Below are 25,381 nucleotides of genomic sequence, written 5' to 3'. Positions count from 1 at the left end.
ACACCTGCCCTAATCAACTCTAGTTCAAGGCTGTACCAGCGCCGATTTATGTCGCCTGCTGAGCGCCGCGTATTTGCCAGAGCATGGGCCGCTCGCTAGGCTTAAGCTGCCTGCGCAGGGACAAGCCCACACGCGCCCGGAACTTGATTTTGGACTGACATGACTGCAACACCTGTTCAGCGAGTATTGGTTTTGGTCAGCAGCGGCCCGAGTACCCCGGCCCGCTGCGCTGCGCCGTTTTACACCGCCACATTGCTGGCCTGCATGGAGGCCGAAGTCACCCTGTTTCTCAGTGGCGAAGCCGGGCAACTGGCGATCACCGAGGTGGCCGAAAACTTGCGTGCAGTGGCCGGCGGCGAGCCCATTCGGCACTTCATTCAACAAGCCAAACAAGCCGGCGTGCGCATTCTGTTATGCCGGGCGCCTGGCGTTACGCTTGAACCCGAACGCCTGATTCCTGAACTCGACGAGATTGCCAGCGGCGGCGAACTGGCGCAGATGATTCTCGAATACGACCGGGTCGTGAGCCTATGAACGTCAACGGGCTGGAGTTCCCGGACGACTTGCTCTACGCCGCCGAGCACAACCTGTGGTTACGCGAAGAACCCGATGGCAGTGTCACCCTCGGGCTAACCGCCTATGGCTGTGCACTCTACGGGCAGATATTCGCCTTCACGCCCAAGCGCGACAACGCACACATCGAGTGTGACCGCAGCTTTGGTGTGGTCGAGTTCGCCAAGGCAGCCTCATCGGCGCGCTCGCCGCTGGCAGGCATCATGCTGGCCAGCAATCACAACGTGGTGCGCAACCCCGCGCTGATCAACAAGGACTGCTACGCCAGCGGCTGGCTGATCCGCATCAAGCCGGATGACTGGCCCGCCACCCAAGCCCGCTTGCTCAGCGGTCAGGCAGCGGCTGAGGCGTTTGCCGAACGCATGCGTCTGGACGACTACAACCCGCAAGACGATGGCGTACAGGCGCTGCGCGGTAATCCGCATTGAGCCCTGCAAACAACAGGCGAATGGCAAAATCGTCCAGCCTCGCCTAGTTTCAAATACACAGGGTTTATACAATCGCCGGCGAACCTTCAGCCACACGCGCTGACAAACACACCGCACGCCGATTCGTCTGAGCGAAAGCCTGCAGACCACCGTAACCCGACAGCCAAGAGCACGAGCGCATCATGAACAAAGAACTGATAGTTGAAGACATCGAGGTCGGCGACGGCAAAGCCGTGGTCAAAGGCGCGTTGATCACCACCCAATACAACGGCTATCTCGAAGACGGCCGCGTGTTTGACTCCTCCTATCAACGCGGCAAACCCTTCCAGTGCGTGATCGGCACCGGCCGCGTCATCAAGGGTTGGGATCAAGGTATGATGGGCATGAAGGTCGGCGGTAAACGCAAGCTCTTCGTACCGGCGCATCTGGCTTACGGCGAGAGTGAGTTCGGCCCGTTTATCAAGCCGAACTCCAATCTGATTTTTGAAATCGAGTTGCTCGAAGTCCTCACGCGCGACGAGTAATCACGCTGCAATCAGGTACATCGCACGACTGATGTACCTGACCTTCCTTAGCGCGTATCAGTAACGCGCATCGACCGGTTTTTTATCCTTTGGCCAGTCCTTGTCTTTGCCCGGGAAATCCGGCCGTGGCTGATGAGAAAAGTACGCGGCGACATCAACCGAATCCTGCACCGACAATCCGCCTTGCCCCAACGGGAACTTGTCGCGGAAACCCACCGGCATATTGCGATTCACAAACGCCGCAGCCGTGTAGGTACGCGCCATACCGGCCCCCACGTTGAACGAGTGCTCGCCCCAAAGCGGTGGATAAATCGGCGTACCGTCAGCGCGGGCCAAGCCTTCGCCGTCCTTGCCGTGACAGACCGAGCATTGCTGGTCGTAGACCTTTTTGCCGTTGGCCATGTCCGGCTGGATCGAGGTATCAATTTTGCCGACCCCGCGCCCTTCAATGTTGTCATCCGGTTTGATGTTCATGCGCATCCAGTCGAAGTACGCGACCATCGCCTGCATATCAGCTGAATCGACTGGCAACGCCTTGCCATTCATCGAGCGCATGAAGCAGCCATTAATCCGTTCCTCCAGCGTGATCACCTTGCCGGAGCGCGCCTGATACGCCGGGAATTTGGAGCTCAGCCCTACAAACGGCGAGCCCTCGGCCACAGTGCCGGCATTCAGGTGACAACTGGTGCAGTTGAGCACATCACCGACGTTATCCGGCAACAGCGCCCGCGTATCCAGATGCAGACGCATGCCGCGCACAACTTGCTCGGCATTCGGCTCATCAAGCATTTTCGCCAGACGCGGTGTTTCAAAGGTCGAGTTATCAGTGGTCTGCGGGTCGAGTTGATCGCGCATTTCCTTGACCTGATCCGCCGATATCGCGGAACTGTTATTGCCCCAATTGCTGCGAATAAACGTGAGAATTTCAGCGACTTCCTGATCATCCAGCCGCGAGAATCCAGGCATGGTGTAGACCCGCGAATGCTCAGCAGTCTTGGCCGTTTGCCAGCCTGTGAGGGTGATATGCAACAGAGTCGTCGGCACCTCAGAGGCGGTGGTCGGGTTACCTGCCAGCGCCGGGAAGATACCGGGCACGCCGCCGCCATCAGGGCGGTGACAATCGGCGCAGAATTGCGTGTACGCCAACCCGCCTCGGCTGCTGAACAATGTATCCGGCAATGCTGCCGGCCCCTTGGCAACTGACGGCATCGGCAGATCGTTTTCACCCGCCGGCAGCGACTTCAAATAGGTCGCAATCGCCACCAAATCATCATCAGTGAAGTGCTGGGTACTGTGGTGAATCACATCAACCATGTTGCCGGACACAGTGGCGAAACGATTCTGCCCGGTCTTCAGTAACTGCACGGTATCTTTGACCGTCCACAAATTGCGCAGGCTCAACGCACGCCATTCTTCGACATTCTCACCGGCCAGATAGTATTCGCCGCGGCTGTCGGTATCACTCAGTGCCTTCTCCTGAAACGCCAACCCGCGCGGCGTATGGCATGAGCCGCAATGCCCCAGGCCCTGCACCAGATACGCCCCGCGATTGGCCACCGCATCCTTGTTCGGGTCCGGGGTGAATGGCTCGCTGTCGACAAACACCATGTTCCAGAACATCAAGCCCCAGCGCAGGTTGAATGGAAAACTCATGTCTGCGTCGATGTTCGGCTCGTTTACCGCTGGCACACCGCCCAACAGATAAGCGAACAAATCCTTGAGGTCATCGTCCGTCATCTTCGCGTAAGACGGATATGGCATCGCCGGGTACAAATTCTGCCCGTTAGCATTCACGCCTTCACGCATCGCGCGAGCGAACTCTTCAAAGGTGTACTTGCCGATGCCGGTTTCAGGGTCCGGGGTTATGTTGCTCGAATAGATAGTGCCCATCGGCGTTTTCAGTTCCAGGCCACCGGCCATGAGCTTGCCGCCGGGCGCGGTGTGGCACGCCACGCAATCACCCAGATGGGCAATGTATTCCCCGCGCTTGATCTGCGCAGAGTCTGCGCCTGCTGCGGTTTCACTGCCTTGCGCATGAGCCGCAAGCATCATCAGCGCAACCAGCGTTGTCTGAAAAATCCGTATGAAAGTCATGGCGCGTCCCTTTAGTCAGTCCCTGCACAGGCGCCCTAATGGCCCCATAACCTGTAATGACAAAAGACTACAGAGCGCAGGCCTGTCAAGGACTGACCTCAGTCACGAGTATACGAGCTGGTTAAAACCGACGAACAACCGCTGCACGATTGATTAGCGCGCCAAAACAGCCATTCCAGAGCATCCAGCGCCTCGCAAGCAGCCTCTATTCGCCTGATGAATGCTGCTTAGCGTGAGTGGCCCGCTCTGCTAAGTTCGGGTTATCCACAGCTAAGGGCGAAACCATGCAAGCACTTCACACGCAGTTCCTTTCGGTAAATGGCATCCGCCTTTGCGTGCACGTCGCAGGCCCTGAAACAGGTCGGCCCGTTTGGCTGCTGCACGGTTTCCCCGAATGCTGGCACTCATGGCGCGAGCAGATCCCTGCGCTTACAGCCGCCGGCTACCGGGTGTTCGTCCCCGAAATGCGCGGCTATGGCGCCAGCGACGCACCGGCAGACATCGAAGCCTATGACGTGCTGACCATTTGCGCCGACATTCAGGCCAGCATGACCGCACTCGACCAGCACGACGTGTGCATGATCGGCCACGACTGGGGCGCGATGATTGCCTGGCACCTGGCGCAACTTGAGCCGGAACGTATCAGCGCCGTGGTTACCCTGTCGGTACCCTTTGCCGGTCGCGGAAAACGCCCGGCCATTGAAATTATGCGCGAAGTCTTCAGCGACCGTTTCAACTACATCGTCCACTTCCAGCAACCCGGCGTTGCCGAGCAGGAACTGGATGCCGACATTGCCCGCAGCCTGCGCATATTCATGCAGGGCGCCAGCTCTAGTGACTTACTGCTGCAACCGCGCAGCAAGGACTCAACACTGTTTGCCGGTATCGAGACGCCCGCACAGCTACCCGAATGGTGCGCCCCGGAAGACTTCGCCGTGTACGTCGAAACCTTTGCCGACAAAGGTTTCAGAGGCGCGATCAACTGGTATCGCAACTTCGAGCGTAACTGGCAGCGCACCGATTTCCTGCAGGATGTTGTCATCCACCAACCGACGCTGTTCATGGTCGGCGAGGAAGACCCGGTGGCCACACTGGAGGCTTACACCATCAGCAAGATGCCAACCCGGGTGAGCAATCTTGAACAGCATCAACTGGCCGACTGCGGTCACTGGATACAGAGCGAGAAAGCTGCCGAGGTCAACGCCCGGTTGCTGGCGTTTTTAGGGCAACACTACCCGGCAGACAAACGATCCGAGGCGGCAGCACAACCCCCGAAATGATGGTTTCTAAGTGAGTGATGGCAAATTAATGCTAGAAAGTCTCAAGTATCGGAATTAGTGGTCGACAAATTGGCGTCAGATATTTCTCGCTTCTTGGTTTTTTAGGAGATTTACCGCCGTGCTATCGTCCCTCCGGCTTCGAACCAAACTGCTGCTGCTCACATTAGTGCCCATTTTATTGCTGTGCCTGATGATCAGTGCGATCTCGGTAGTCCTCCTGCAAAACCTCGCCAATGATCAAGAACAACACACGCGCAGCAAACTGATCAGCGAACATCGCAACAATATTCAAAACTACGTAACCCTGGCCAAGCGCGCCATCACCCCGCTCTACGAGCAATCTGCCCAAGGCGATACCGCTGCACGTGCTCAGGCGGTCGAAATACTCAAGCACCTCAATTACGGCAAGGACGGGTATTTCTGGGGTTACGACGGTGCCAGCATTCGCCTGTTCCAGGGCGACACCGAAGACAAGATTGGCCAGGACTTCTCAACCTACAAAGACTCCAGCGGCGACTTCGCCATCCGCAACCTGGTTGCCGCCGGTAAAGACGGCAGCCACTTTGTTGATTACAGCTTCGTGCTCGGCGCAGACAGCAAGGTCGTGCCCAAGGTCGGTTACGCCGAATACCTGCCGAAGTGGGATATGGCCTTCGGCACCTCAATCAACCTCGACGGCGTAGAGAACGACGTACAAGCGGCGCGTGCCGAATTCGAAGAACAAATCGACCGCCTGCTGTGGATCATGATCGGCTCAGCCGTTGGCCTGTTCGTGGTCATGGGGCTGCTCGCCAGCGTCGTCAGTGGCTCGATTCTGCGCCCGCTGATGCACATCAAAAGCAACCTCGACGACATGGCCGCCGGTGATGGCAACCTCAATCATCGCCTGCCCGTTGACAGCCACGACGAACTCGGCGAACTGGCGTCATCGTTCAACCGCTTCATTGAGAAAATTCACGGGCTGGTACAGCAAGTCGCGACGACCTCCTCGCAATTGCACGGTCTGGTCGGCGAAGTATCCAGCCAGGCGCAGCGCTCTGAGCAGGCAATGGAAGGCCAACGCCACGAGACCGATCAGGTCGCGACCGCGATCAACGAAATGTCGGCCGCCGCCCAGGAAGTTGCCGCCAGCGCCCAGCGCGCTGCAGACGCCGCCCGCGAAACCGATCAGGAAGGCGCATCGGCCAAGCAAGTGGTCGAGCGCAGCGTAGAAAGCACACACAAACTGGTCGGCGAAATCCGCACCAGCAGCGCCTCGATTGATGGCCTGCGCCAAGACGTGCAAGGCATTGTCGGCGTACTCGAAGTTATCCGCGCCATCGCCGACCAAACCAACCTGCTGGCACTCAACGCCGCCATCGAAGCCGCCCGCGCCGGTGAAGCAGGCCGTGGCTTTGCCGTGGTCGCCGACGAGGTTCGCGCACTCGCAAGCCGCACCCAACAAAGCACCGGCGAAATCCAGGGCATGATCGACCGCCTGCAAACCACCACCGAAGATGCAGTAGAAGCCATGCAGCGCGCCAGCGCCATGGGCGAAGACACCACCGAGCAAGCCAATCAGGCCGGCAAATCGCTGGATGTCATCGCCGAACTCATCGGCACCATCAGCTCAATGAACGCGCAAATCGCCAGCGCCGCCGAAGAGCAAACCGCCGTCGCCGAAGAGATCAACCGCAGCGTCCACCAAATCGCCCAAGGCGTCGAAGTCGTCTCCAACGACGCCACCCAAGGCGCCAACACCGCCCGCGAACTAGGCGGCCTCGGCGGCCGCCTGCAAAAACTGGTTGGCCAGTTCCAGATATAACGCAGCGGTAAACAGCTCAACCAAAAGACCCGGCCTAGTGCCGGGTCTTTTGTTATTGGGGCAGTTGCACATGTCTAATCGTAGTAAGCCACTGTGTCTTTCAATTGTTGAGAAAAGTCATATATATCGTCTAGCGTCTCGATCGGATGACGAATTTCATTTTTCTCATTATCAAAAATACCTAAATATTTTTGGGTCCGATTGAAGTGAAGACGGCAGATGGGCTTACGATTATTATCATCGAGCAACACACCAAAGTAACTTTGCGTATCTCGGTGGATAATTCGTTTAGCATCAACAACTGCGCGAACTATAGCCTTGACGATATGAAAGCCTTCTAGTTCATCGAGCGTGGTAACAATTCGAGTATCGTCAACCTCTGTAGCATCCTCTGAGTCTTTATCCAGGTTCTTAGGGCCGGCAGCCTCAAGTGCATATGAAGGCATCACCGCGCCACTCATGGCAGACTTCAAGCGGTCGTTAACTTGGTCACTAAGAAATTGAGAAGCAGCCTTACGTGTCAAAACGCTGAACTGGTCTCTCACCTTTTGCGTGATCATTCCATCATAAACTCGAGTAGCAAAAAACTTTACAAACTCATCATCTGGATTAGTCAGCTGACTTCCAATTTCTTTCTTAATCTGGCTGACGTACTTCAATTCACCCGCAGCACTAATGATCGACTCGACGTCGAAAGCAGATTTTGTGAGCTTCTGGAGTTCTGGAACCACATGCTCATCAATATCCAGAAGATCTAACTCAAGAAAGGGTTTTTCATCCATCTTGTTCGGTGCGTCTAAATCAGTATAAAACTTGAAGATCTGACCATTTGTTAAAATCGATATGCGCGCATTAGTAACGTGAAAATATCTAAACAATTGACTTGCATGATTCAGGCTCAGCGACTCACCAATCTTTTTGCACTCGATTAGAATTTGTACCTCGCCACCGCTAAGAATTGCGTAGTCAATTTTTTCACCCTTTTTAGTGCCTACATCACAAACAAACTCTGGGGTCACCTCAGACGGATCAAAAACGTCATACCCAAGGACAGCGTTAATAAATGGCATGACGAAAGCGTTTTTTGTGGCTTCTTCCGTTTTTATTGAGGCACCTTGCTGGCGTATTTTGGCCGACAAGGTATTCAATCGCTCTAAAAAATCCATAAACTGCTCCTTGTAGTAGGTCCACTGATACTAGCCTCTAGAAAATTAGGCACACTGATTTGCAGCAAAAATCCAAAACAGGACTGCAGTTCAGTTTCAAGGGATTGGACTAACGTACGGATCGCCGACTTGTACGGAAAAGGAAGCGTAAATGGCGGAAGGCAGTAAGAGTCGAACTTACCTAGGAACGGCTGCCGTCCCCTACCGGGTTTGAAGCCCGGCCACGCCACCGGGCGTGATTGCCTTCCATATTGATTTATAAGGAAATTTTCTAAGCTTCCTTACCGACACCATTGGAAGTGTCGAAAATGTGTCGAAAATGCTTTGTAGGGCCGAACGAAATCACGTCTTGCATGTGCCCTGGAGCGAGATGAGCATAACGCATAGTCATCGCAAGTGAAGAATGCCCAAGAATTTTCTGCAGCGAAAGTATGTTTCCACCATTAGCCATAAAGTGCGATGCAAACGTGTGACGAAGCACATGCGCTTTTTGACCTGGTGGCAAAACCAAACCTGCCTTGCGAACAGCATCATCGAAGGAGTTGCGGCAGTTGGTGAATAGTCCATGTTGCTTGAAGTGTTGGAGGATTCGAGCCTCAAGCTCTGATGAGATCGGGATAGAACGGCGACGCTTAGACTTGGTGTTGATGAAGTGAACACCCCCACCCTTTACCCTCGAAGGTACTAAACCTTCGGCCTCACCCCAACGACAGCCAGTCGCCAGACATATTGTTGATATCAGCTCAACGTGAGCATGTTGCATGCTTGCCAGTGTGGTGAATAGCTGGGTGACTTGCTCATGATCCAGATAGGCCAATTCCACCTCTTGCAGCTTTAAGGGTTTGACCAGGGCAATTGGATTTGGGTAATCAATTTCACTGTATTGGATCAGGCAATTAAATAACGCCCGTAGGTACGACAGTTCATTGTTCACTGTCTTTCGACTGATTCCTCCAGCCAAGCGCTTAGCGCGATACTCTGCAAAATTTACTGCAGTAAAAGACTGGGCGACAGGATTGCCTAATCGTTCGATCATTCGTTGCGTTATCAGCTTTCGGCCGGCGTAGTCTGATAGAGCGTTTCCATGCAAAAGAGCCCACCGCTCTAATAGCTCAAGCAAACGCCGACGATCTCTCAGCCTTGGTGACCAACTTGGCGCATCGATGCAACTGGCTCTGCAAGTGGATTCAAACCGCTGAGCCTCTCCCTTGGTTTTGAATATTTTGCGAAAGCGTTTGCCCTTGATGGGTTCTATATCGACTTTCCAACGTCCGTCAGGTTGCTGCTCGATAGCCATTAGACGGCCCGTCCCCACCTGACATGGCGTTCCTCAAGGATGCCTTTGATGTGCTTATACAGCGCATCTTCATCCATACCTTTAGCTGCATAGTGGTCACGTATCACCGGCCAGCATTCCCAATCCTTAAGCCGATGAAATGCCCGTCTAGCGCCCACTCTTTCCCGTGCTAGCAGGCTTACGAAGTTTCCCAGGAAGAGTTCCACATTCTTTCCGGAGAAGCCTCGCGAGGTTTTGTAGCTGCGTTTGTATTCCGTGTTGCCGAGCAGTGAATCAATCGGCAAATCTATCTGCACGTCATCGCGAATCAACGTCCAGATGGGTTCAAAGTAACCAGGGCGACAGAGCAACTTGAACTGGCGTAGACCATAGCGCCACAAGCCGTCCAGGTGCGGTGCGAAAGCTGCAAAGCTGTTGGTTTCAATAGCCGCACCAGTATTCAGATCATGCGAGCCTGTAGCGAATTGCTGGATAACCGAATGGTGGTAGCGCAGTTCGACACGCCATACGTCTTGGGCTGGGTTGTAATTCTCGGGGTCGCCGTCATCGAAGCTGTCATGGGCACGCCAGACGCCCTCCCAATAGTCGAGTTTGTCGGCAGATCGGGCCTGCAGGGTCTTGTTGTAAATGCCGATTTGCACACTGCCCGCAGAGCCGAACAGGAAGGACTGGCCTTTGCCGTAGGTAGCAGACTCCAACGTCCACTGGATTTCCTTAATGCCTGATATATCGCGCGTTGCCCGCGATCGACAGTGCATACGAGCAACCATATCAGCGGGAGGCGTCCAGCCTTGCAGGTCGATCGCCAGATGGACTGCGCACTGGTTGCGCTCAACATGAGTCAATACATGCTCAGCGTAGTAATCAAGACGCTCCTGCAGGCGCTCAGGCGACAGGCTGGCGATTGCATGGGGTGACACTTCAATTTTCAGGTGTGCACCGATGTTTTCAAGCTTGGCGTTGAAGTTCTTGATGAGCAGGATGATGCCAAGGTCAGCATTTTGCAGCTTGAACTGGTAGCCCGAGTCTTTGCCAACACGGCCGGAATGCCAGCGTTGACCAGCAAAATCGACCAGAGCGCCCGTTTTATCAAACATGGCCATGATCTCAGGTCGGATCATGCCCTGGTACAACTGGCGCACAGTATCAACGCCACAATGCAGCAGGCGAACGCCTGACAAATCGGTGATTCTGGCTGTCTTCGGGTCTACAAAAATGCGACCGCTTTTTGAAGGAAAACCGTCAAAGCCTATACGTGCTTGATCTTTAATCGTCACTTTTAGCAATCTCCAATACTGACCAGTAATGACTGTTTTGTTCTTCGTTTATATGACGTGCTACAGGGACGTCAGGCCGCGGTTTGCGCGCCGGCTCGTGGCTCGCTCGGCGTGGCAAACCGCTGATGCGACGCCCTGATTGCTCACCACAGGAAACGCTCTTTCTCGCTGCCTACAACCGTGATGGCTTGTTGCGGTTGTTGCCCTGGGTAATTGTCTTGGTTTGGCCCATAGGGTTGTTGGGCAGGCTGCTGGTCGTACTGCTGAGTAGGCGCGCGATCCGGAATGCTCGGATCGAAATAACCGTTTTCTACGATGTTCATGCAGAACCTGAATTCGGTTGCCACTCTGGAGCCTTGCTGGGTGTAGCACTGGCACACGGTCGGATTGCCGTTCACCACTGCACTCGACATGCGTGTGAAAGATCTGGCGTAGATATTCGGATCGGTGCTGGACATGCAGTAAAGGCGCGGATGGCTGGCAGGCTGTGTGAGTGGGTCGTAGATCGGTGCTGATGACGGAACGCCTGCGACGCGGGGGACTCGCTGTTTTAGGTAGCCTTCAACGGTTTGCGGTTTGCTGGCCTCTCCACTTCCAGCAACAGGGTTGATGAAAGCACCCACCGTAGATTTAACCTGGTCAACTACACCGCCGCTAGATTGGTCCTGAGCAACTTGCTCGGCTTCGGTCTGTTTACCTTCCTCATATCGTTCATAAACGCGATAAGCCATGACTCCCGCCACAGCGACCACCAATATGGCCAAGATAAACTTGGTCGGAATCCTTGCCTTAAAATGGTGTTTACCGTTGGTGCTGGTGTAGGCGCCGAAGTAGCGTTTATCGAGGCGCAGAGTTTTCTTGTCGGCATCCTTAAAGCTCGATTTGACCTCGACCTTCTCAACCACCACTTCGGATTCAAAGCGAATCAGCTGCTGTGATTTGAAGACGCGCCAGTAATGGATATGACCATTGCACAGGCGACGTAGGTGAACATCGAGGTAACGCGGATCTTGCGTGACCAGGTGAACTTCGTGGCCTTGATGGCGCATGGTTTCAAAGCGTGTGATGTGTTCCGGTGGTCGAGCGCGAGGGTCACGCGATGCAAACCAGCCTTGGGCCTCATCGACCACGATGATTGAGTCTGGCGGTAAATGAAACCATTGCTCAGGATCATCGAAGCTGTACCACTTGGCCTGCATTTGCTCAGGCTTGAGGCCGTTGATGTTGCTGTAATAGACAACCCGATCTTGATCCTTGGCTGACTGATCGACCTCTCTGAGTGTATTGAGTGTTTTGCCGTGTCCAGGCTTACCCGTGCGGATATACAGCATGGTCGCAAATCCTTATGCGTCGATTGAGGTGCCGCCTGGCTTGCGCCAAACCTGATTGCGCTTGCGGTCAGTTGCTTTGTCGATACCGGCTAATAGAAAGCGTGTGGCGATGGCTGCGAAGAAGATGTTCACGCACACATCGAATTTGGCGAGGCCTAAGATGTTTTGAATAATCGGGCCTGACTCACCCATCTTAGAAACCATGTAGTCCTGACCGGCACCAATGATCTGGTTGAAACCTATGTAGGAAACAAAGCCGAACCCAATGATGCGCAGCACCATTTTTATCAGCGGGCCCAAGATCATGACGAGCAGATGCGCTACGAATAAGTACTGCATTATTTACCTCCTACAGAGCGCCCGACATACAGCGCGGCAAAGATGGTGGCGACAGCCACAAAGAGGCCGCTCAAATCTGTAGCTGCGCGGCACAGGGGTTCGTAACTGAGAGCGAAAGTTTTTCCACCGCCCATCTTTAGCGACAAGGTTTCAGCAGCAGGACAGGAGGCAGGCAGAAAGCGCGTGCCCTGGCTAACGAACGATGGCACCTCGATATCACCAGTACCTTCTTCGACTTCAAATTTTTCGCCCTGAAAAAGCCCTGCAATGGCTTCTTGCTGCTCGGGAAAGTCAGCCTGTTCTTCGGCAAAGCACAGTTGCTCTTTTTGCTTTTTGAGGTTGGCGCAGTCGATGGGATCGCCACTGCACGCAATATCCGCATCACAACCACCAACTGCGGCTTCGCGTGGCTCTTCCTCTTCCTCGGCGGGCTCCTCGGTGTTGCCCTCAGTCTTGCAACCAGGGCCGCTGCATGACTCCGACTCACCACCGCTAGAACCATCGCTATTGGTGCTTGATGAGTTGTTATTGGTGGTGGTTGTAGTGCTGCAAGCATTGACGCCAGAGCACTCGGTTTTAGTAGTGGTTGTTTCGGTGCTGCTAGTGCTGGAACCATCCGAGTTTTCGGTTTCGGTTGTTTTGGTTTCGGTCTTTGTATCGGTGAGCTTTGGTCCAGGGTCTTTAGCAATACAGGTCAGTTCGCCGCCAACGGTGCCGACAGCGCCACCCGACTCAACGCACTCGATATCACCTGGCTCGATGGCAAGTTCACGCGCTACGCAGTCGGTGTGCTGACCACCGTTTGCATCGGTGTATTTGGCTGCACATTCAGACGTTGAGTCGATGGTGGGCTGAGGCTTGTCGTAGTCCGATGCCTCTGGATCGGGGTTCTCACCTTGCTTGCATTCAAGGCCGTTGCCCTTATAGGTGTACTCACCGAAGACACCAGCCGGATCACCGCTTTTGAAACGATATAACCGGCTGGGTGGACCTTGATTAGAAGCGTATTGGCAGCCTGATTTGCAAACGCTTGGAGGTGGCTCAATACGGCCACCTACTTTGCCTTGGCCGGTAAAGGCGCCCAAGCGGTGTTCGTACTTAACATCCTGGCCGATTGAGTGTTCACACACACTCGGATCCGGAGCAATGCATGAGCCAACAGAAGGATCATAAACACTAGGATCAGTACAACCGGAACCATAACGACGAAGAGTTAGATTGGTCACATTGCTGTGAGGGCCGCCCCTTGCGTAATCAACGCTGCACTTGGCATTAATTTCAGTGATTATCGTGACCGTATTAACCAGGTCAGCATTAGGAAAGCGTGTTTCTTGGCCTTCCAAAATAAGATCACAAACAGCAGCTGGGCTTTCTGCTCTATAACCACCGTTAGACCAGTAATAATCCACAGCAAAAGCAGTCTGCTGTTTAAGCAGCAATGCAACCAATACTGTTGCGAACCAACCACCGGTACGTTTCATCCTCACACCCGCCCAAAAAACAGCATGGCGAACGCCAGTGTGGTTACGATCAGGACATACATTTCATAACTCATGACGTTCCCCTGAATAAGTAACCCCGCCGGAGCGGGGTTGGTTGCTTCGGCACTGGTGACAGTGCGGTGAGGTGCAATTACAGGGCGCGACGCATGTACTTGAAGGCCATGGCCGCAATGATTACCGAGAACACGGCCCAGCCGATGGTGCCAACATCGGTACCGGATTCATCCAAAGCGGCGGTGGCCTCTGGCGGTACGGCTGCATAAGCAGAGCCAGCGATAAGACTTGCACCGGCGACAACGCCGGTAGTGAGTTGGCGGGAGCGGCGACCGAAGTTCGACGCGGTGTTTTGCAGCTGAGTCTTGAGTTGGTTCATTGTTATTTACCTTTGATTCAGGACTTTTTTGAGAACGAGGAAACCGAACACCAGGGCAAACAACGTGATCACTTCGCCCTGCAGTTCGCTTACTTCGCTCCACGTGAGTGCAGAGCCGCTTAGGGCCTGCATTTCCTGTTGCGTGAGGGAGATCAGAGAGCCGCTGCAGATGGGGTTGCCATCGGCACCCGCTGACCATTCACCCTCACACGCCAGAAAATTCATGTGTCGCTCGATATGGCAGCGACGGGTTTAGGTTCTGTCTCGCTAGCAAGTGAGCAATCAGGGCAGACCGTGTAGTAAGGCGGCTGAGTCAGATCCGCCAAGAAGTCGGATTGATAAGGCGCGACGTTGAACAGCTGGCCTATCACGCGCAGGCAGGAGTTACAGACGACGCGATCACCAATAAGCACGGTCATGCCCTCGGGTTAGTTGGCTTTGGCTGGGTCGGGTGTTTTGGCTGTACTGGCAGCCGGTGAGGAAGCTGGACGCGTACCAGGGCGTTCAACGGCTTCCATGTGAAGTGCTAGATTTTTGCCTTTGTTCTGGCCACCACGAGCAACATCGAAGGTGATGCGCACCAGTTGCAGCGGTTCGAATTTGGCACCGGCGTGGAAGATTTCATCGGCTACATCGTCATCAGCAGCCATGCCGATGATTGAAAGACCGTGCTCGGTTTTGCCGTCGGGTTCATCGCCGTAAAAGATCTTGATGTACTTCTGGCCGTTTTCGCCGTCGAACCGTTGTGTGCCGAGAAATGCAACTTCCATTGTTGAACGAGCCATGTTTACCACCTCTTTGAATTGCGCTTAATTGCGCGGTTTTGCCTTTCTTCGGGCTGAGTTTTCCCGCACCGGCAAACAGTGAGTTTTTCCGGTGAGCGTTCAGCACGAAGCGGCTGTTACGTTTGATTCGTTAAAAGCGTGAGTCGGAGTGTGCGTAGATCAAGACCAAGGGCGCGCCCTTGTCATCTGGTTTCGCCACCTGCGCCCAAGACTGGCGAACCAGCCTCGGACACAGGCAGCGATGTACTGTCGGGGGGATGATCGAGCGCTTTGCAGGCTTGGACGGCTTCGGCGATGGAGCTTTTCATTGCACCGTCGATTAGCACTTCATACGTGACCAGTGATGCAGCAGTAGCGCCGACAACAAATGGAAGCACCCACAGCCAAAGCAGATTCATCCAATAGTGAGAAGGTGCCGTCGAGCTATAAGAGTTCATAGGTTGCACCCCATAGGGGAACAAATGGCGTTGGCTTTCCGACGTCCTGCACTGTGAACCAATACTTCGGCGGACGGGTTGATGGGGTGTGAGCTTCGCAGGTGAAAGCCGGTAGGCAGTACCAGCGGCCATTGCTGCGATAAGGTAGACCACGGGGCTGGCAGTCGTTGCACAACGTGTACGGGCAATGCACGTGGTTTGCCGTTGCGTGAGCGGACCAGCAGACAGAGCAATCGCACGTTGGTGGGTGTGGTGGCAGGTTGTAGCGGGATAAGCTCATTTTCAGTCACCTCGGCAACGGCAGTTAGCTCGATGTGGTGAATGCGGGCAGGTGCGTTTAGTCCTGGTACAGCATAGAAAGGTGCAATACCGGAACGATAATCCATGCCTTTGGCCCAAGCGTTTACAACGAGCCGAAACAGCACAATCCCAGCCGCATGATCAATCGCAGGGTCAGGACCGTAATCAAGGTCCTCAATTAGTGATTGGGCACTCATGCAACAGTCGATGAGTTCCTGATAGGAGTAGCGTTCAGGAGCAGCGCGAAGGGTTTCGCAGAGGCGCAGTAGCTCACAGAGACTTGAACGGAGATTGTTATTCATGCTGTCCACTCCTTGGATTCAGCGATGTGCCGGACTGTTCAAAGCTCGCCTCAAGGCGAAAGAGCAATTCAGCATTTAATGAACGACGGGCTGCCTTGGCCGCCTGTTCAAGTTGATTGCGCAGCGATGCAGGCAATCGGAGTTTGAACTGGGCATCTTGGCGGCTCATTGGCTTTACTCCTATGCGCTCGGCTGCTTAGGGAAAGCCGCAAGATAGGCATATCGGGTCTTGCCCAGCTTTACAGAAGGAATCTGTCCAAACTGCACCCAGTGATAGGCCACATCGAAAGGCACATCACAGCGCGTTGCCAGGGTGCCAATAGTCACAAGGTTCATAGCAGCCACTCCTTTTCCAGAAGCTGGCTCGTCAACAGAGACACGTTGACCATTACATGCTTGCCCACCTTGTGGGACGGGATATAACCGTTACGAATCCAGCCCCAAACAGTGGGATGGTCGTCGGGCATTCGGATCCAATTTGCAAACTCGCGCCAAGGCATAACCGGCGGCGGAGACGTAAGGTCTTTCAGAGTGAGGTTCGCAGCTTCCACATCCATGTCGTTTCCTGCACTATGTTGGTCAATGTTGGATTAACAATATGGAATATATCCATATGGACACTATCCATAATTAACCGGATTATGGCAATAGTCCATACAATTGTTTTTGGTAATGAGCCTCACAATGCTTGATAGAGTTCTTAAATTGCTTGATACGACAAGCCTCAAGGACCTTGCCGAGGTAAACAGCAAGGAGTACGTGAGGTGGCAGAGCATCAAGAGAGGACGAGCCAGGATAAGCGCAGAAGAAATAGATCAGCTTGGAAGGTTGTACCCGAAGTATCGGTGGTGGCTCATGACTGGCGAAGTAATGCCTGATAAGGGTCAAACAAGCCCCGAGTACGATGAAGCCAATCGAAACTTGACCAGTCAAAGCGCGGGATAGCGATAACAGAAAAAGTAGCTAGACGCTGGATCAACCCAAGGACAGGGAGATAGGAAATGAAGGCTGATAGGAGCGACGCCCCAGATTTTATCCGCACAGGTAATCGCAAAGGTAACACCAAGGGATTGCTCACCGCTGGAGCAATAGGCACATGCTTCACATTGGCCATGCTGCATATGGCCGGTTCTGCGTATTTAGACGGAACCGTAAAGTCACTGGCGAACCCACAATCACAAATCAGCAAACCAGCTCAGGTTGCTGAAATTACCCGCGCCGATACCACGCCCAGCAAAGACTGGGACAGAATTGTCGAAGAACAAGTAAAACGCGATCAACCCGCCCCACCAGCTGCAATCCAACCAGGGCAACCCGAACAAGTCAGCGCCCCAGCCAAACAAACAAACTTCAACGACGCCAACTATGTTCCCCGCGGTGCCTACAACGTCGTGAGCTACAACGACCCGCCGATCCCAGTAGAAAAACCAAAACCGCCTCAGAAGATGAAGGTTACGATTGTTGGGGAAACGTTAAGCAGGAAAGAACAGCGTTGTAGTCACGTGAAGAAAGGAAGTCTTGCACATAGGCAGTGCAAGGCTTATGTGGGACTAAACTATAGAGAATGAAAACTTTGCACTAAGGACGCATGAATCCAGCAATAGGCTCGATATAACTATTAAGACAACTAATTGCATGTTCTTGACTGCGTTCAGGCCCAAAAGCCATACGCAACACACTATCGAATCGATCGGTTACAGGAATAGCAGATGAAATTTTATGATTGACACTCTGAAAACCATAAATCTTCATAATCTTCAAAATCAAAGACTCAGTACATTCAACACGGTGAGCAAGAATATCCTTTGCAATAGCAGAATCAGAGTTAAGAACACCATATAACGCTCGTTTATCCCCTGTAGCAAGATAAAAATCACGACCCGCGCTATGTAAATCAAATGCATGGAGCAATAGGGCCTGCTCACCAGAATCCATGTTTTCCATTACGGAAAGTTCTTCAAGAAAATCTATATTTTCCTCTGCCACACCAAGTTCATTACAACCATATACTAAACCGCATAGCCGATCATAAGCTTGGTGATTACCAACTCGCCGACCAATGCATTTATCAGCATCTTTCAAGTATAAAGAATGCTTGGCAAAATCGAGCACATACAGGTCGGAAACTTGACAATTAAAAACAGTTAAAAGCTCTTCAATTAAGTCACACTGGGATATTTTAACTAAAATATCATTATCCGAGAGCAGGATCATTTAACCAATCAAACTCCGCAACAGGTGCTCATTGTCAGAACTCAAGCCTGAAATGAGATGACTGCCGGCAGAACTAGTAATCCTAGATTGATCGCTGACACTATCAGAGATACTTTTAATCGCAGAGATACATAGCGGATAGAGGGCTCTGTCGTTGTGCGCGAGATTCAAGAGCACATGAGTAGGATCAATTTGGTTATTTTCTCCATACTCAATGGCCATTCGCGCAAGTACGGGCGCTTTAACTCTACGCTGGAGTTTTATACAAGTATTAGCATTACCTGTAAGCAACTCGATAGCAAAACGATCCGCCTCTAGCTCTTGAAGGTCGCGCTCGCCTACATTGTTACCCTCTTTGATTTCATCATCAACAATAGCGCCATTATCTGAAAGATGCCCTAACGCTATGTGCCCAAGTTCGTGTGCCAAATGAAATAACAAATATCCATATTGTCTTTTACTGGATAAAACAATGGAGGGTCGACCTTTAATAGACATGGCTATACCATCCATTTTCTTGCCAAGAAGCGGCGTAGCAAGGTGCAGGATGGGTATGCCACAACTCCAGCAATATTCAATTAACTGTGTCAGACCAACCCACCGATTACCTTGCTTTAGCAAGTGCGCACGAATATCAGATGCCGGAGGTAGGGGCACATAATTCTTTTCTAGAGCTGATAGAGCAATACGAGAGGCGCTCTGCGCCAGCGCAACTGCTACCTCTATATCGGCGTCTGTAGTCTTTGCGGACCGTTTGAAGCGTCTTTCATCAGGAAGGTCAAACTCAATTCGCGGAGGCGTTTCGCTAATTGAGCGGATACGTAGGCTAAGAGCTCTTGCCAAGTATAACTTAACTTGTTGAGCCCCAGACGGAGTTGCCTCAACATCCGAAGTCAGCCACTCAGGGAGGATGTGCGAAAGCTTTTGACGAGTGAGTCCTTGCTCTCGCAGGGCGGAGTATATGCTCTGAATATCTGTCATATTCATCCCTCCACCAAAATTAGATCATATATAAAGCTCACCTGCTCACAATTAAACAGCAGCATGATTACACGCTGAGATTACCCTGAAATCATAAAAAAAACAAGTTATCCACAGGGTTGAAGCGCACAGGAATGCAAAAAAACACTTAGTCAGGCAGAAAAAATCCACCATAAACTGTCGAATAAATGTCGAAATCAAAGCCTATAAAAGACCATCACTAACTATTTCAGAGGCTGCTAATGTGCGAAGTGACTGACTTTGGCCAAAACAGTTCAGCAACGAACAAGTCTAAAAAAGGATTTGAAGCCCGGCCACGCCACCGGGCGTGATTGCCTTCCATATTGAGGGTTAAACCTGTGAAACCTTCCTTAGCAGCACTGGCATTGGTGAGGCTCGACGCCCGATCAGCATAGCCCATGATCATATGCTTGTGGGTAACAGGTTTAGCCGATTTGTCCCTTGGTTTGGTGATGCAGTCGCCGCTCTACGCCTTGGCCTTTTCGTTGAACAGGGGGCGGAAGAAGGTGCGCTCGTAGTTGATGATGCAGCGGGTTTCTTCGGCGTATTTGAAGGCGGCTATGCATTCTGGGTCTTGCAGTGATGCTGTTCGATATTGCTCGTAAGCGGTAAGGCTTGGGAATGTGAACATGGCCAGCGCTACATTGTTGGCGCCTTCGGAGGGAAGAAAGTAGCCGTGATGTTGGCCGCCAAATTTTTCTACCAGTGGAATCCAGAGCTTTGCGTAATGTTCAAACTCTTTGAGTTTGTATGCATCGATGATGTAGCGCAGATGGCAAGTGACCATGAAAATCCCTTAATGAATGACGCCTAATCCAGAGTTCAAGATTGACCGTTTTTTGGGTGAAGGTGCGAGCCGTTTAGCCGGGCAATCTCGGGGCCGAAATAATATAGCTTGGGGCCTCAATGACGGAAACCCTTCGGGGTTCCATCCTCCGGGTTGGGCTTGGAGGTTTGGGTGGAGGATGGAATCTGCGCAGCAGCTTCCGTCATGGCGATTTGGGGCGGGGCTTGATTATTGTTTTGCGGGTCTGGCCTTGTGACGGAAACCCTGCGGGGTTCCATCCTCCGGTTGGGCTTGGTGGTTTGCGGTGGAGGATGGAATCTGCGCAGCAGCTTCCATCATGGCGATTTGTGGTGAGCATTGATTATTGTTTTGCGGGTTTGGCTTCGTGACGGAAATCCTGCGGGGTTCCATCCTCCGGTTGGGTGGTTGGTTCGGATGGTTTTGAATTGGCCAGGGCTGACTCCTCGCGAACTTTGCGTTCGCCGACCAGGCGACGGGTGAAGCCGATGCGGTCGAAATATTCGAGTATCTGGATGCTGCGTTTGCGGCCAATGCCCAGGCTGTCGCGCCAGACTGCGGGCTTTATCGAGCCGTGTTGTTGTTGCAAGCCAACTCCGATTGCTGCCAGTTGGCGGATGGTTTGTTCGGGGTAGAAGAGATCTTTGACCACCTGATGCAGTGCGCCAAGGCGCGCCAGTTTGCGCAGCAATAAGCGCGTGGCGGCCTCATCGGTTTGCAAGTTGCCGGCGATGTCGCGTACCCACGGCGGGTCGAAGTTTCCGTTCAGCAACAATGGCCATATCCGGTCGCGCAGGGCTTCATCCTCGGCGCCAAGCTGCACGCTGTGATCAGGCAAATGCAACCACGGCCCACTGCTGCCGACATTTCCGCTGGCCAGCGCCTGCTCAAGCAGGGTGATAAATATCGGTCGCTCCAGATCGGCCAGTGCGAAGCGGCGCAGTCGGTCACGGTCTGGCCCGAGTTCATCGGGGGATTGCTGATGAAATCGCTCAAGACCCGCCAGCAGGCGCGCCGCCAATGCTTGCCAGTGGCTTTGGGTGAATAGCCTTGGGCCAAGCCGTGTGCTGATTTCCACGGTGTCTGCCGGCAATTGCCAACTCGCTCGCGGGCGATTGAATTGGCGCTCAAGCAGCGCCGGATCGAGGCCGTTTTGCGCATTCTCCAGCAGGCTTTGCAGCGCCTGTTCGAACACGTCGGTTTGTAGGCCTTGCAGCTGCGCCAAACGTGCAGGCAAGCGTCGATTGCGCGCTGGGGCAAATGGGTCAAGTACGCGCCCGCCGCCGAGGGTTCGCTGCGCCGTTTGATCACGCAAAACCAGACGATCGCCATGCACGGCATGCACCGGCGCATTCAGCAGCAGTTGCGCAAACCCCTGCTGGCCCGGTTGCAGGTTGCTGCCTTCAAGCAGCGCCACCCGCCCGGTGACATCCTGTGCGCCGAGGTGCACATGTACCGGCGTCCAGTGGCTGAATTCGCGCGTCTCGCCAGGCAGCAATTGCAGTTGGATATCGAGCCGCGTGGTGGGTGCATGCAACTCCGCGGTCAGTAGCCAGTCACCACGGCGCACATGCTCCAACGCCAGTCGCTCGCCGGTAATGTTGAGGGCTACGCGCTGCCCTGCCTTTGCCTGTTCGGCTGGCTGATTCTGCGCATGCAGGCCACGCACTCGCACGCGGCGGCCGCTGGGACTGAGCAGCAACTCATCGCCCACTTGCACCCGCCCGGCAAAGGCGGTTCCGGTGACGACAACGCCCGCGCCGGCCACTGAGAACGCCCGGTCTATCGGCAAACGGAAGTAGCCGCTATTGCTGCGCGATTGCACCTCGTTTGTGGCGTTGAGTAATGCGCTGCGCAGCTCTTCTATGCCGCTGGCGGTGATGCTTGAAACCGGCATGATTGGCGCCGCGCTGAACGGCCCGTCGGCCAATAGTTCGCGTATCTGCCGCTGCACATTAACGATACGCTCGGGCTCGACGCGATCAATCTTGTTCAACGCCACCAATGCCCGGCGAATACCCAGTTGCCCGGCAATGGCCAGATGCTCGCGGGTTTGCGGCATGACACCGTCATCAGCGGCCACCACCAGCAACAGCAAGTCGATGCCGCTGGAGCCGGCGAGCATGTTGTGCACGAAACGCTCATGGCCGGGCACGTCGATAAAACCGCAGAGCTGGCCGTCACCCAAATCGGCATACAAGTAACCCAGATCGATGGTGATTCCGCGCTCACGCTCTGCCGGGCGCTTGTCTCCGGCAATGCCGGTGAGCGCTTGCAGCAAGGCGGTTTTGCCGTGGTCGATATGCCCGCCCGTGCCGATGATCATGGGCGCGCTCCAACACCGGCAGGGATTGCGGCGAGCTGAATAGTCATAGGCTTTGCGTCAGGTAATCGCCCAGCACCGGCAGTTGTGCGATGAATGCGGGTTCGTCATCGAGCTGGCGCAAGTCGAGCCACAGGGCGTCATCATCAATGCGCCCGAGCACTGGAATCGGCAGCGTTCGCAGGCATTCCTCAAGCCCACGCAACGCGCGCCCGCGCAGGCGTTTGGATTGCAGCGGGCGTACGCATAGCCCCGCGCTGGCCAGCCGCGCCACGGGCTGAGCGCCACTGCCGATCATGCCCAGAAGAGATTCCACGCTGAGCTGCCAATGCTCATTGAGTTGCGCCCGCAGCAGCGGCGCAATGCGCTCGGCCTGCTGGTGGATATCTGCCTGCGCACGGCTGAGCAGGCGCAAGCTGGTGAGTCGCTCGGCGAGTCGATCCGGATCACGGTATAAACCGAGCACTGCTTCCAGCGCGGCCAAGGTCAACTTATCCACACGCAGCGCACGTTTCAGAGGGTTCTTTTTGATCTTGCCGATCAACTCGCGGCTGCCAAGGATGATCCCGGCTTGCGGGCCGCCCAATAGTTTGTCGCCGCTGAAGGTGACGATATCCGCGCCATCCGCCAGCGCTTCCTGCACGGTGGGCTCTTTGGGTAATCCCCAGCGCGTAAGATCGACCAGCGTGCCGCTGCCGAGGTCTTCAAGCAGCGGCACGTTGTTGGCGTGGGCAATCTTTGCCAGCTCGGCAGTCGGCACGCTGGCGGTGAAGCCCTGCACACTGTAGTTGCTGGTATGCACGCGCATGAGCAAGCCGGTGCGCGGGTTAATCACCGCCTCATAATCACGGGCGTGGGTGCGATTGGTGGTGCCGACCTCGACCAGTTTTACCCCGGCGCGGGCCATGATGTCGGGGATACGAAATGCTCCGCCAATCTCGATAAGCTCGCCACGCGAAATCACACCTTCCTTGCGCGCGCCCAAACTGTTGAGTGCGAGCAACACCGCAGCGGCATTGTTGTTGACCACGGTAACCGCCTCGGCCCCGGTCAGTTCGCGAATCAATCCGGCGATAAGGTCATCGCGGTCGCCGCGTTTGCCGGTGGCCAGATCGAACTCCAGATTAAGCGGATAACGTGCCGCCTGAGTGATCGCCTCGATGGCCTCTTCGGGCAGCAAGGCGCGGCCCAGATTGGTGTGCAACACGGTGCCGGTGAGGTTGAACACGCGGCGCACCTTGCTCGAATGCGCCTGTGCCAGCCGCTCTCCGGCTCGGCCGGCGATAACCGCCTCGCTCAATTCAATGGTAGTCAGGCTGCCGAGTTGCGCGGGGCCGCGTAATTCATCAAGCAGGTCGCGCAGGGTTTTAACAATGGCCTCACGGCCGTAGCGTTGTTGCAACGGTTCAATCGCCGCGCTGCGCAGCAGGCGATCGACCGAGGGAAGTCGGATAGCGTTCATGGCATGTCCTTGAGCACATGGAGTGGCGGCAGTTATTCGCTGCCTGGCGCTAACAGCAAATTGGGTGCGCGGCGCTGATAACCTTCCTCAGCCAGGCGCATGTCCAGATCCAGGCTGGCCAGATCATCCGCCATCGCCTCGGCTTCGCTGTCGTACTCCAGATAGAACTGCTTGAGGTAACCCTGACAATTAGGGCATGCCTCGGCGCGCAAGGCGGCCTTCTCCGGTTTATCTGCGGCCTGTTCCAGTGACAGATAGCCGAGCTGCTTGCTCTCTTCACAATGGCTGCACTTGACCCGCACGTAATGCCACTCACACGAGCACAGCGAGCAGGTCAGGTATCGCAGGCCAATCTGTTTACCGCGATGGCGCACCATGCCCGCAACAGGCGGCGAGCCGCACGCTGGGCACAAGGTTCGGCTTTCGCTCTCGGTTAACAGACCCTCTGGCAAAGCCAGCAGCCACTGGCTGAACGCCACTTGCAAGGCAGCGCCAAGATAAGGCACTAAAGCGGGCGGCAGCAGGTCGAATTGGCCGCTGAGCAGTGCAATTGCCCAGGCTTTGCGCTGACCGCTATCGGCCTCACGCAATTGTGCAAGGGCAGCTTCAACGGCTGGGTTTTGCGGCGCGGGCAGTTGCTCAAGCAGCGCATCCACCGCCGGCAACCAGTTACCGCCACGCACCAGCGTGTCATAGGCCAGTGGCGGCATGTGATGCTCAATGCTGAGCCGGGCGGCGGCTTCATCCGGCCCGGGCAATGGCGCTAATGCATCCAGCGCGCGTTGTTGGGCGCTGCATAAGTCGGCCATCAGCAATAAATAGGCGGCCACCGGATGGCCTTCAGCCAATCGGCTGAAGCGCTCGGCTCGACGCTTGAATAACTGCTCGGTGGGAGGATTCAGGAACGGCGGAATATTCGCCGAAGATTCGATCTGACCGGGTTGTAATATCTGGCCTGGCACGCAGGACTCCTTGATCAGTTTAATGCAGGCAACTCGCCGTAACTGCAACCATAGGTATAGCTCAAAATTACGCCCGCGCAGGGACTTCACCCTGCACGGGCGTCGATAACTCAAAGGCCGCCGTAGTAAATAAAGCAGTGCCTGAGCCGCGGATATTGCTTAGGGCTTTTGCTCCTGTTTGCTTACCTGCTCCTTGTACCATTGGGCATGATGCTTGCGCGCCCAACCCCGGCTGACCCAGCCGGTGAGCATCGCGCCCATGGAACCCTTGACCCAGATACCGGCGTACACGTGGATGATGATGCTGGCGATAAGCACAAACGCCGCCAGGGCATGCAGCAGCACCGACAGGCGAATCAGCTCAATACCAAACAAGTGACTGAAGTACTCGCGCCAGATCACCACGCCAGTGACCAGCAGCACCAGCATGCACAGCAACAGCACCCAGAACAGCAGCTTCTGCCCGCCGTTGTAACGCCCGACTGGCGGCAGCTTTTCTTCGTGATTGTTTACCACGTCGCCAATCTGGCTGAGCCATTTGCGATCATTAGCGTCGATCATGTTGTGGCCGATAAAACGCAGCACCAGCCAGGCAAACAGCACGAACATCGCCACACCCATGATCGGATGCAGAATGCGCGTCCACGGCCCGCCGCCAAACAGATGGGTCAGCCAGAACAACGCCGGATGAAACAGCGCCAGCCCGGAAAGCCCGGCCAATATGAACAGCAGCGCTACCAGCCAGTGGTTAGTCCGGTCGCCTGCGCCGTAACGTTGAATGTCATGTTTCATCTTGAACTC

General features: G+C 54.6%; 27 protein-coding genes, 1 tRNA gene and 1 pseudogene. 8 read left to right on the top strand and 21 right to left on the bottom strand.

From position 1 onward, the window contains the following. Nucleotides 1-159 precede the first annotated feature (159 nt). The 3 genes from PMYSY11_RS02540 to PMYSY11_RS02530 all read left to right on the top strand — a co-directional run bounded on the left by PMYSY11_RS02540 (nt 160) and on the right by PMYSY11_RS02530 (nt 1,525). Entirely contained in the window at nt 160-534 is a 375-nt protein-coding gene (locus tag PMYSY11_RS02540) for a DsrE family protein (RefSeq protein WP_150548230.1), read from the top strand. Next, complete coding sequence (locus tag PMYSY11_RS02535) at nt 531-1,001, top strand: glycine cleavage system protein H (protein ID WP_150548229.1); 471 nt, start codon at nt 531-533, stop codon at nt 999-1,001. The genes PMYSY11_RS02540 and PMYSY11_RS02535 overlap by 4 nt, the downstream gene beginning before the upstream one ends. Before the next feature lie 182 nt (nt 1,002-1,183). Beyond that, on the top strand, nt 1,184-1,525 hold the full coding sequence (locus PMYSY11_RS02530; RefSeq protein ID WP_069902508.1) for an FKBP-type peptidyl-prolyl cis-trans isomerase: 342 nt from the start codon (nt 1,184-1,186) through the stop codon (nt 1,523-1,525). 57 nt (nt 1,526-1,582) lie between these two features. Here the strand turns inward: PMYSY11_RS02530 and PMYSY11_RS02525 are convergent, their stop codons facing one another. Further along, nucleotides 1,583-3,577: a c-type cytochrome gene (locus PMYSY11_RS02525; RefSeq protein WP_150549640.1), complete on the bottom strand. Its 1,995-nt coding sequence runs from the start codon at nt 3,575-3,577 to the stop codon at nt 1,583-1,585. A 326-nt stretch (nt 3,578-3,903) separates the two neighbouring features. Between PMYSY11_RS02525 and PMYSY11_RS02520 the strand changes: the two genes are divergently transcribed. The 3 genes and pseudogenes from PMYSY11_RS02520 to PMYSY11_RS22050 all read left to right on the top strand — a co-directional run bounded on the left by PMYSY11_RS02520 (nt 3,904) and on the right by PMYSY11_RS22050 (nt 6,703). Next, complete coding sequence (locus PMYSY11_RS02520; RefSeq protein WP_150548228.1) at nt 3,904-4,899, top strand: alpha/beta fold hydrolase; 996 nt, start codon at nt 3,904-3,906, stop codon at nt 4,897-4,899. A 190-nt stretch (nt 4,900-5,089) separates the two neighbouring features. Then, nucleotides 5,090-5,845, top strand: a pseudogene (locus tag PMYSY11_RS22055) (cache domain-containing protein); the annotation flags it as partial. A 102-nt stretch (nt 5,846-5,947) separates the two neighbouring features. Continuing rightward, complete coding sequence (locus PMYSY11_RS22050) at nt 5,948-6,703, top strand: methyl-accepting chemotaxis protein (RefSeq protein WP_371850781.1); 756 nt, start codon at nt 5,948-5,950, stop codon at nt 6,701-6,703. A 74-nt stretch (nt 6,704-6,777) separates the two neighbouring features. Here the strand turns inward: PMYSY11_RS22050 and PMYSY11_RS02510 are convergent, their stop codons facing one another. From PMYSY11_RS02510 to PMYSY11_RS02450, 13 genes are all read right to left on the bottom strand, one after another. Further along, nucleotides 6,778-7,869 (bottom strand): type I restriction endonuclease, encoded by a 1,092-nt coding sequence (locus tag PMYSY11_RS02510; protein WP_150548227.1) that lies wholly within the window; start codon nt 7,867-7,869, stop codon nt 6,778-6,780. Nucleotides 7,870-8,021: 152 nt separating this feature from the next. Then, nucleotides 8,022-8,117: transfer RNA gene (locus tag PMYSY11_RS02505), tRNA-Sec, on the bottom strand. Nucleotides 8,118-8,140: 23 nt separating this feature from the next. Next, on the bottom strand, nt 8,141-9,166 hold the full coding sequence (locus tag PMYSY11_RS02500) for a phage integrase (protein WP_150548226.1): 1,026 nt from the start codon (nt 9,164-9,166) through the stop codon (nt 8,141-8,143). Then, a complete protein-coding gene (locus PMYSY11_RS02495) occupies nt 9,166-10,443 on the bottom strand; it encodes a hypothetical protein (RefSeq protein ID WP_150548225.1) in 1,278 nt (425 codons plus the stop codon). Before PMYSY11_RS02495 ends, PMYSY11_RS02500 begins: the two co-directional genes overlap by 1 nt. Before the next feature lie 143 nt (nt 10,444-10,586). Then, nucleotides 10,587-11,774 (bottom strand): zonular occludens toxin domain-containing protein, encoded by a 1,188-nt coding sequence (locus tag PMYSY11_RS02490; protein ID WP_150548224.1) that lies wholly within the window; start codon nt 11,772-11,774, stop codon nt 10,587-10,589. Between the two features lie 12 nt (nt 11,775-11,786). After that, nucleotides 11,787-12,113 carry a DUF2523 domain-containing protein gene (locus PMYSY11_RS02485; protein WP_150548223.1) on the bottom strand — a complete coding sequence of 109 codons (327 nt, stop codon included), beginning with the start codon at nt 12,111-12,113 and terminating at the stop codon, nt 11,787-11,789. Continuing rightward, entirely contained in the window at nt 12,113-13,594 is a 1,482-nt protein-coding gene (locus PMYSY11_RS21855) for a virulence factor TspB C-terminal domain-related protein (RefSeq protein WP_239655527.1), read from the bottom strand. Before PMYSY11_RS21855 ends, PMYSY11_RS02485 begins: the two co-directional genes overlap by 1 nt. A 151-nt stretch (nt 13,595-13,745) precedes the next feature. After that, entirely contained in the window at nt 13,746-13,988 is a 243-nt protein-coding gene (locus PMYSY11_RS02475; protein WP_150548222.1) for a major capsid protein, read from the bottom strand. A 6-nt stretch (nt 13,989-13,994) separates the two neighbouring features. Continuing rightward, complete coding sequence (locus PMYSY11_RS02470) at nt 13,995-14,213, bottom strand: hypothetical protein (RefSeq protein ID WP_069902042.1); 219 nt, start codon at nt 14,211-14,213, stop codon at nt 13,995-13,997. A 203-nt stretch (nt 14,214-14,416) separates the two neighbouring features. Further along, nucleotides 14,417-14,773 carry a hypothetical protein gene (locus tag PMYSY11_RS02465; protein ID WP_150548220.1) on the bottom strand — a complete coding sequence of 119 codons (357 nt, stop codon included), beginning with the start codon at nt 14,771-14,773 and terminating at the stop codon, nt 14,417-14,419. 423 nt (nt 14,774-15,196) lie between these two features. Next, nucleotides 15,197-15,490, bottom strand: coding sequence for a lysogeny maintenance protein PflM (gene pflM / locus PMYSY11_RS02460; RefSeq protein WP_150548219.1), 294 nt, complete (start codon nt 15,488-15,490; stop codon nt 15,197-15,199). 314 nt (nt 15,491-15,804) lie between these two features. Further along, complete coding sequence (locus PMYSY11_RS02455; RefSeq protein ID WP_150548218.1) at nt 15,805-15,981, bottom strand: Arc family DNA-binding protein; 177 nt, start codon at nt 15,979-15,981, stop codon at nt 15,805-15,807. 11 nt (nt 15,982-15,992) lie between these two features. Continuing rightward, nucleotides 15,993-16,148 (bottom strand): hypothetical protein, encoded by a 156-nt coding sequence (locus PMYSY11_RS02450; protein ID WP_172970655.1) that lies wholly within the window; start codon nt 16,146-16,148, stop codon nt 15,993-15,995. 348 nt (nt 16,149-16,496) lie between these two features. Between PMYSY11_RS02450 and PMYSY11_RS02445 the strand changes: the two genes are divergently transcribed. Both PMYSY11_RS02445 and PMYSY11_RS02440 read left to right on the top strand, forming a co-directional pair. Further along, the gene (locus tag PMYSY11_RS02445) at nt 16,497-16,757 is read left to right on the top strand and encodes a DNA-binding protein (RefSeq protein ID WP_239655525.1); all 261 of its coding nucleotides are present in this window, start codon (nt 16,497-16,499) and stop codon (nt 16,755-16,757) included. Nucleotides 16,758-16,813: 56 nt separating this feature from the next. Continuing rightward, entirely contained in the window at nt 16,814-17,380 is a 567-nt protein-coding gene (locus PMYSY11_RS02440; protein ID WP_204881720.1) for a hypothetical protein, read from the top strand. Between the two features lie 10 nt (nt 17,381-17,390). Here the strand turns inward: PMYSY11_RS02440 and PMYSY11_RS02435 are convergent, their stop codons facing one another. The 7 genes from PMYSY11_RS02435 to PMYSY11_RS02405 all read right to left on the bottom strand — a co-directional run bounded on the left by PMYSY11_RS02435 (nt 17,391) and on the right by PMYSY11_RS02405 (nt 25,372). After that, nucleotides 17,391-18,026, bottom strand: coding sequence for a hypothetical protein (locus tag PMYSY11_RS02435; protein ID WP_150548215.1), 636 nt, complete (start codon nt 18,024-18,026; stop codon nt 17,391-17,393). Beyond that, nucleotides 18,027-19,007, bottom strand: coding sequence for an ImmA/IrrE family metallo-endopeptidase (locus tag PMYSY11_RS02430; protein WP_172970654.1), 981 nt, complete (start codon nt 19,005-19,007; stop codon nt 18,027-18,029). A gap of 487 nt (nt 19,008-19,494) precedes the next feature. Continuing rightward, the gene (locus tag PMYSY11_RS02425) at nt 19,495-19,815 is read right to left on the bottom strand and encodes an NIPSNAP family protein (protein WP_150548213.1); all 321 of its coding nucleotides are present in this window, start codon (nt 19,813-19,815) and stop codon (nt 19,495-19,497) included. Nucleotides 19,816-20,176: 361 nt separating this feature from the next. Next, nucleotides 20,177-22,159 (bottom strand): selenocysteine-specific translation elongation factor, encoded by a 1,983-nt coding sequence (gene selB, locus PMYSY11_RS02420; RefSeq protein WP_150548212.1) that lies wholly within the window; start codon nt 22,157-22,159, stop codon nt 20,177-20,179. A gap of 43 nt (nt 22,160-22,202) precedes the next feature. Beyond that, on the bottom strand, nt 22,203-23,618 hold the full coding sequence (gene selA, locus PMYSY11_RS02415) for an L-seryl-tRNA(Sec) selenium transferase (RefSeq protein WP_150548211.1): 1,416 nt from the start codon (nt 23,616-23,618) through the stop codon (nt 22,203-22,205). A gap of 32 nt (nt 23,619-23,650) precedes the next feature. Further along, nucleotides 23,651-24,580 carry a formate dehydrogenase accessory protein FdhE gene (gene fdhE, locus PMYSY11_RS02410; protein WP_150548210.1) on the bottom strand — a complete coding sequence of 310 codons (930 nt, stop codon included), beginning with the start codon at nt 24,578-24,580 and terminating at the stop codon, nt 23,651-23,653. A 159-nt stretch (nt 24,581-24,739) separates the two neighbouring features. Next, nucleotides 24,740-25,372 carry a formate dehydrogenase subunit gamma gene (locus tag PMYSY11_RS02405; protein ID WP_069902501.1) on the bottom strand — a complete coding sequence of 211 codons (633 nt, stop codon included), beginning with the start codon at nt 25,370-25,372 and terminating at the stop codon, nt 24,740-24,742. Between the last annotated feature and the right edge of the window lie 9 nt (nt 25,373-25,381).

This window comes from Pseudomonas marincola, assembly GCF_900682675.2.
Lineage (GTDB): Bacteria > Pseudomonadota > Gammaproteobacteria > Pseudomonadales > Pseudomonadaceae > Aquipseudomonas > Aquipseudomonas marincola.
Note: the sequence above shows the minus strand (reverse complement) of the source record. Positions and strands in the feature narration are given on the sequence as shown.

Coding starts and splice junctions, on each gene's coding strand:
- PMYSY11_RS02470 (WP_069902042.1), bottom strand. CDS start 14,213: ATGAATTTTCTGGCGTGTGAGGGTGAATGGTCAGCGGGTGCCGATGGC.
- PMYSY11_RS02525 (WP_150549640.1), bottom strand. CDS start 3,577: ATGATGCTTGCGGCTCATGCGCAAGGCAGTGAAACCGCAGCAGGCGCA.
- PMYSY11_RS02520 (WP_150548228.1), top strand. CDS start 3,904: ATGCAAGCACTTCACACGCAGTTCCTTTCGGTAAATGGCATCCGCCTT.
- PMYSY11_RS02530 (WP_069902508.1), top strand. CDS start 1,184: ATGAACAAAGAACTGATAGTTGAAGACATCGAGGTCGGCGACGGCAAA.
- PMYSY11_RS02540 (WP_150548230.1), top strand. CDS start 160: ATGACTGCAACACCTGTTCAGCGAGTATTGGTTTTGGTCAGCAGCGGC.
- PMYSY11_RS02465 (WP_150548220.1), bottom strand. CDS start 14,773: ATGGCTCGTTCAACAATGGAAGTTGCATTTCTCGGCACACAACGGTTC.
- PMYSY11_RS02535 (WP_150548229.1), top strand. CDS start 531: ATGAACGTCAACGGGCTGGAGTTCCCGGACGACTTGCTCTACGCCGCC.
- pflM (WP_150548219.1), bottom strand. CDS start 15,490: ATGAGCTTATCCCGCTACAACCTGCCACCACACCCACCAACGTGCGAT.
- PMYSY11_RS02435 (WP_150548215.1), bottom strand. CDS start 18,026: ATGATCCTGCTCTCGGATAATGATATTTTAGTTAAAATATCCCAGTGT.
- PMYSY11_RS02425 (WP_150548213.1), bottom strand. CDS start 19,815: ATGGTCACTTGCCATCTGCGCTACATCATCGATGCATACAAACTCAAA.
- selB (WP_150548212.1), bottom strand. CDS start 22,159: ATGATCATCGGCACGGGCGGGCATATCGACCACGGCAAAACCGCCTTG.
- PMYSY11_RS02485 (WP_150548223.1), bottom strand. CDS start 12,113: ATGCAGTACTTATTCGTAGCGCATCTGCTCGTCATGATCTTGGGCCCG.
- selA (WP_150548211.1), bottom strand. CDS start 23,618: ATGAACGCTATCCGACTTCCCTCGGTCGATCGCCTGCTGCGCAGCGCG.
- PMYSY11_RS02450 (WP_172970655.1), bottom strand. CDS start 16,148: ATGAACCTTGTGACTATTGGCACCCTGGCAACGCGCTGTGATGTGCCT.
- PMYSY11_RS02405 (WP_069902501.1), bottom strand. CDS start 25,372: ATGAAACATGACATTCAACGTTACGGCGCAGGCGACCGGACTAACCAC.
- PMYSY11_RS22050 (WP_371850781.1), top strand. CDS start 5,948: ATGGAAGGCCAACGCCACGAGACCGATCAGGTCGCGACCGCGATCAAC.
- PMYSY11_RS02440 (WP_204881720.1), top strand. CDS start 16,814: ATGAAGGCTGATAGGAGCGACGCCCCAGATTTTATCCGCACAGGTAAT.
- PMYSY11_RS02500 (WP_150548226.1), bottom strand. CDS start 9,166: ATGGCTATCGAGCAGCAACCTGACGGACGTTGGAAAGTCGATATAGAA.
- PMYSY11_RS02490 (WP_150548224.1), bottom strand. CDS start 11,774: ATGCTGTATATCCGCACGGGTAAGCCTGGACACGGCAAAACACTCAAT.
- PMYSY11_RS21855 (WP_239655527.1), bottom strand. CDS start 13,594: ATGAAACGTACCGGTGGTTGGTTCGCAACAGTATTGGTTGCATTGCTG.
- PMYSY11_RS02510 (WP_150548227.1), bottom strand. CDS start 7,869: ATGGATTTTTTAGAGCGATTGAATACCTTGTCGGCCAAAATACGCCAG.
- PMYSY11_RS02475 (WP_150548222.1), bottom strand. CDS start 13,988: ATGAACCAACTCAAGACTCAGCTGCAAAACACCGCGTCGAACTTCGGT.
- PMYSY11_RS02455 (WP_150548218.1), bottom strand. CDS start 15,981: ATGAGCCGCCAAGATGCCCAGTTCAAACTCCGATTGCCTGCATCGCTG.
- PMYSY11_RS02430 (WP_172970654.1), bottom strand. CDS start 19,007: ATGACAGATATTCAGAGCATATACTCCGCCCTGCGAGAGCAAGGACTC.
- PMYSY11_RS02445 (WP_239655525.1), top strand. CDS start 16,497: ATGCTTGATAGAGTTCTTAAATTGCTTGATACGACAAGCCTCAAGGAC.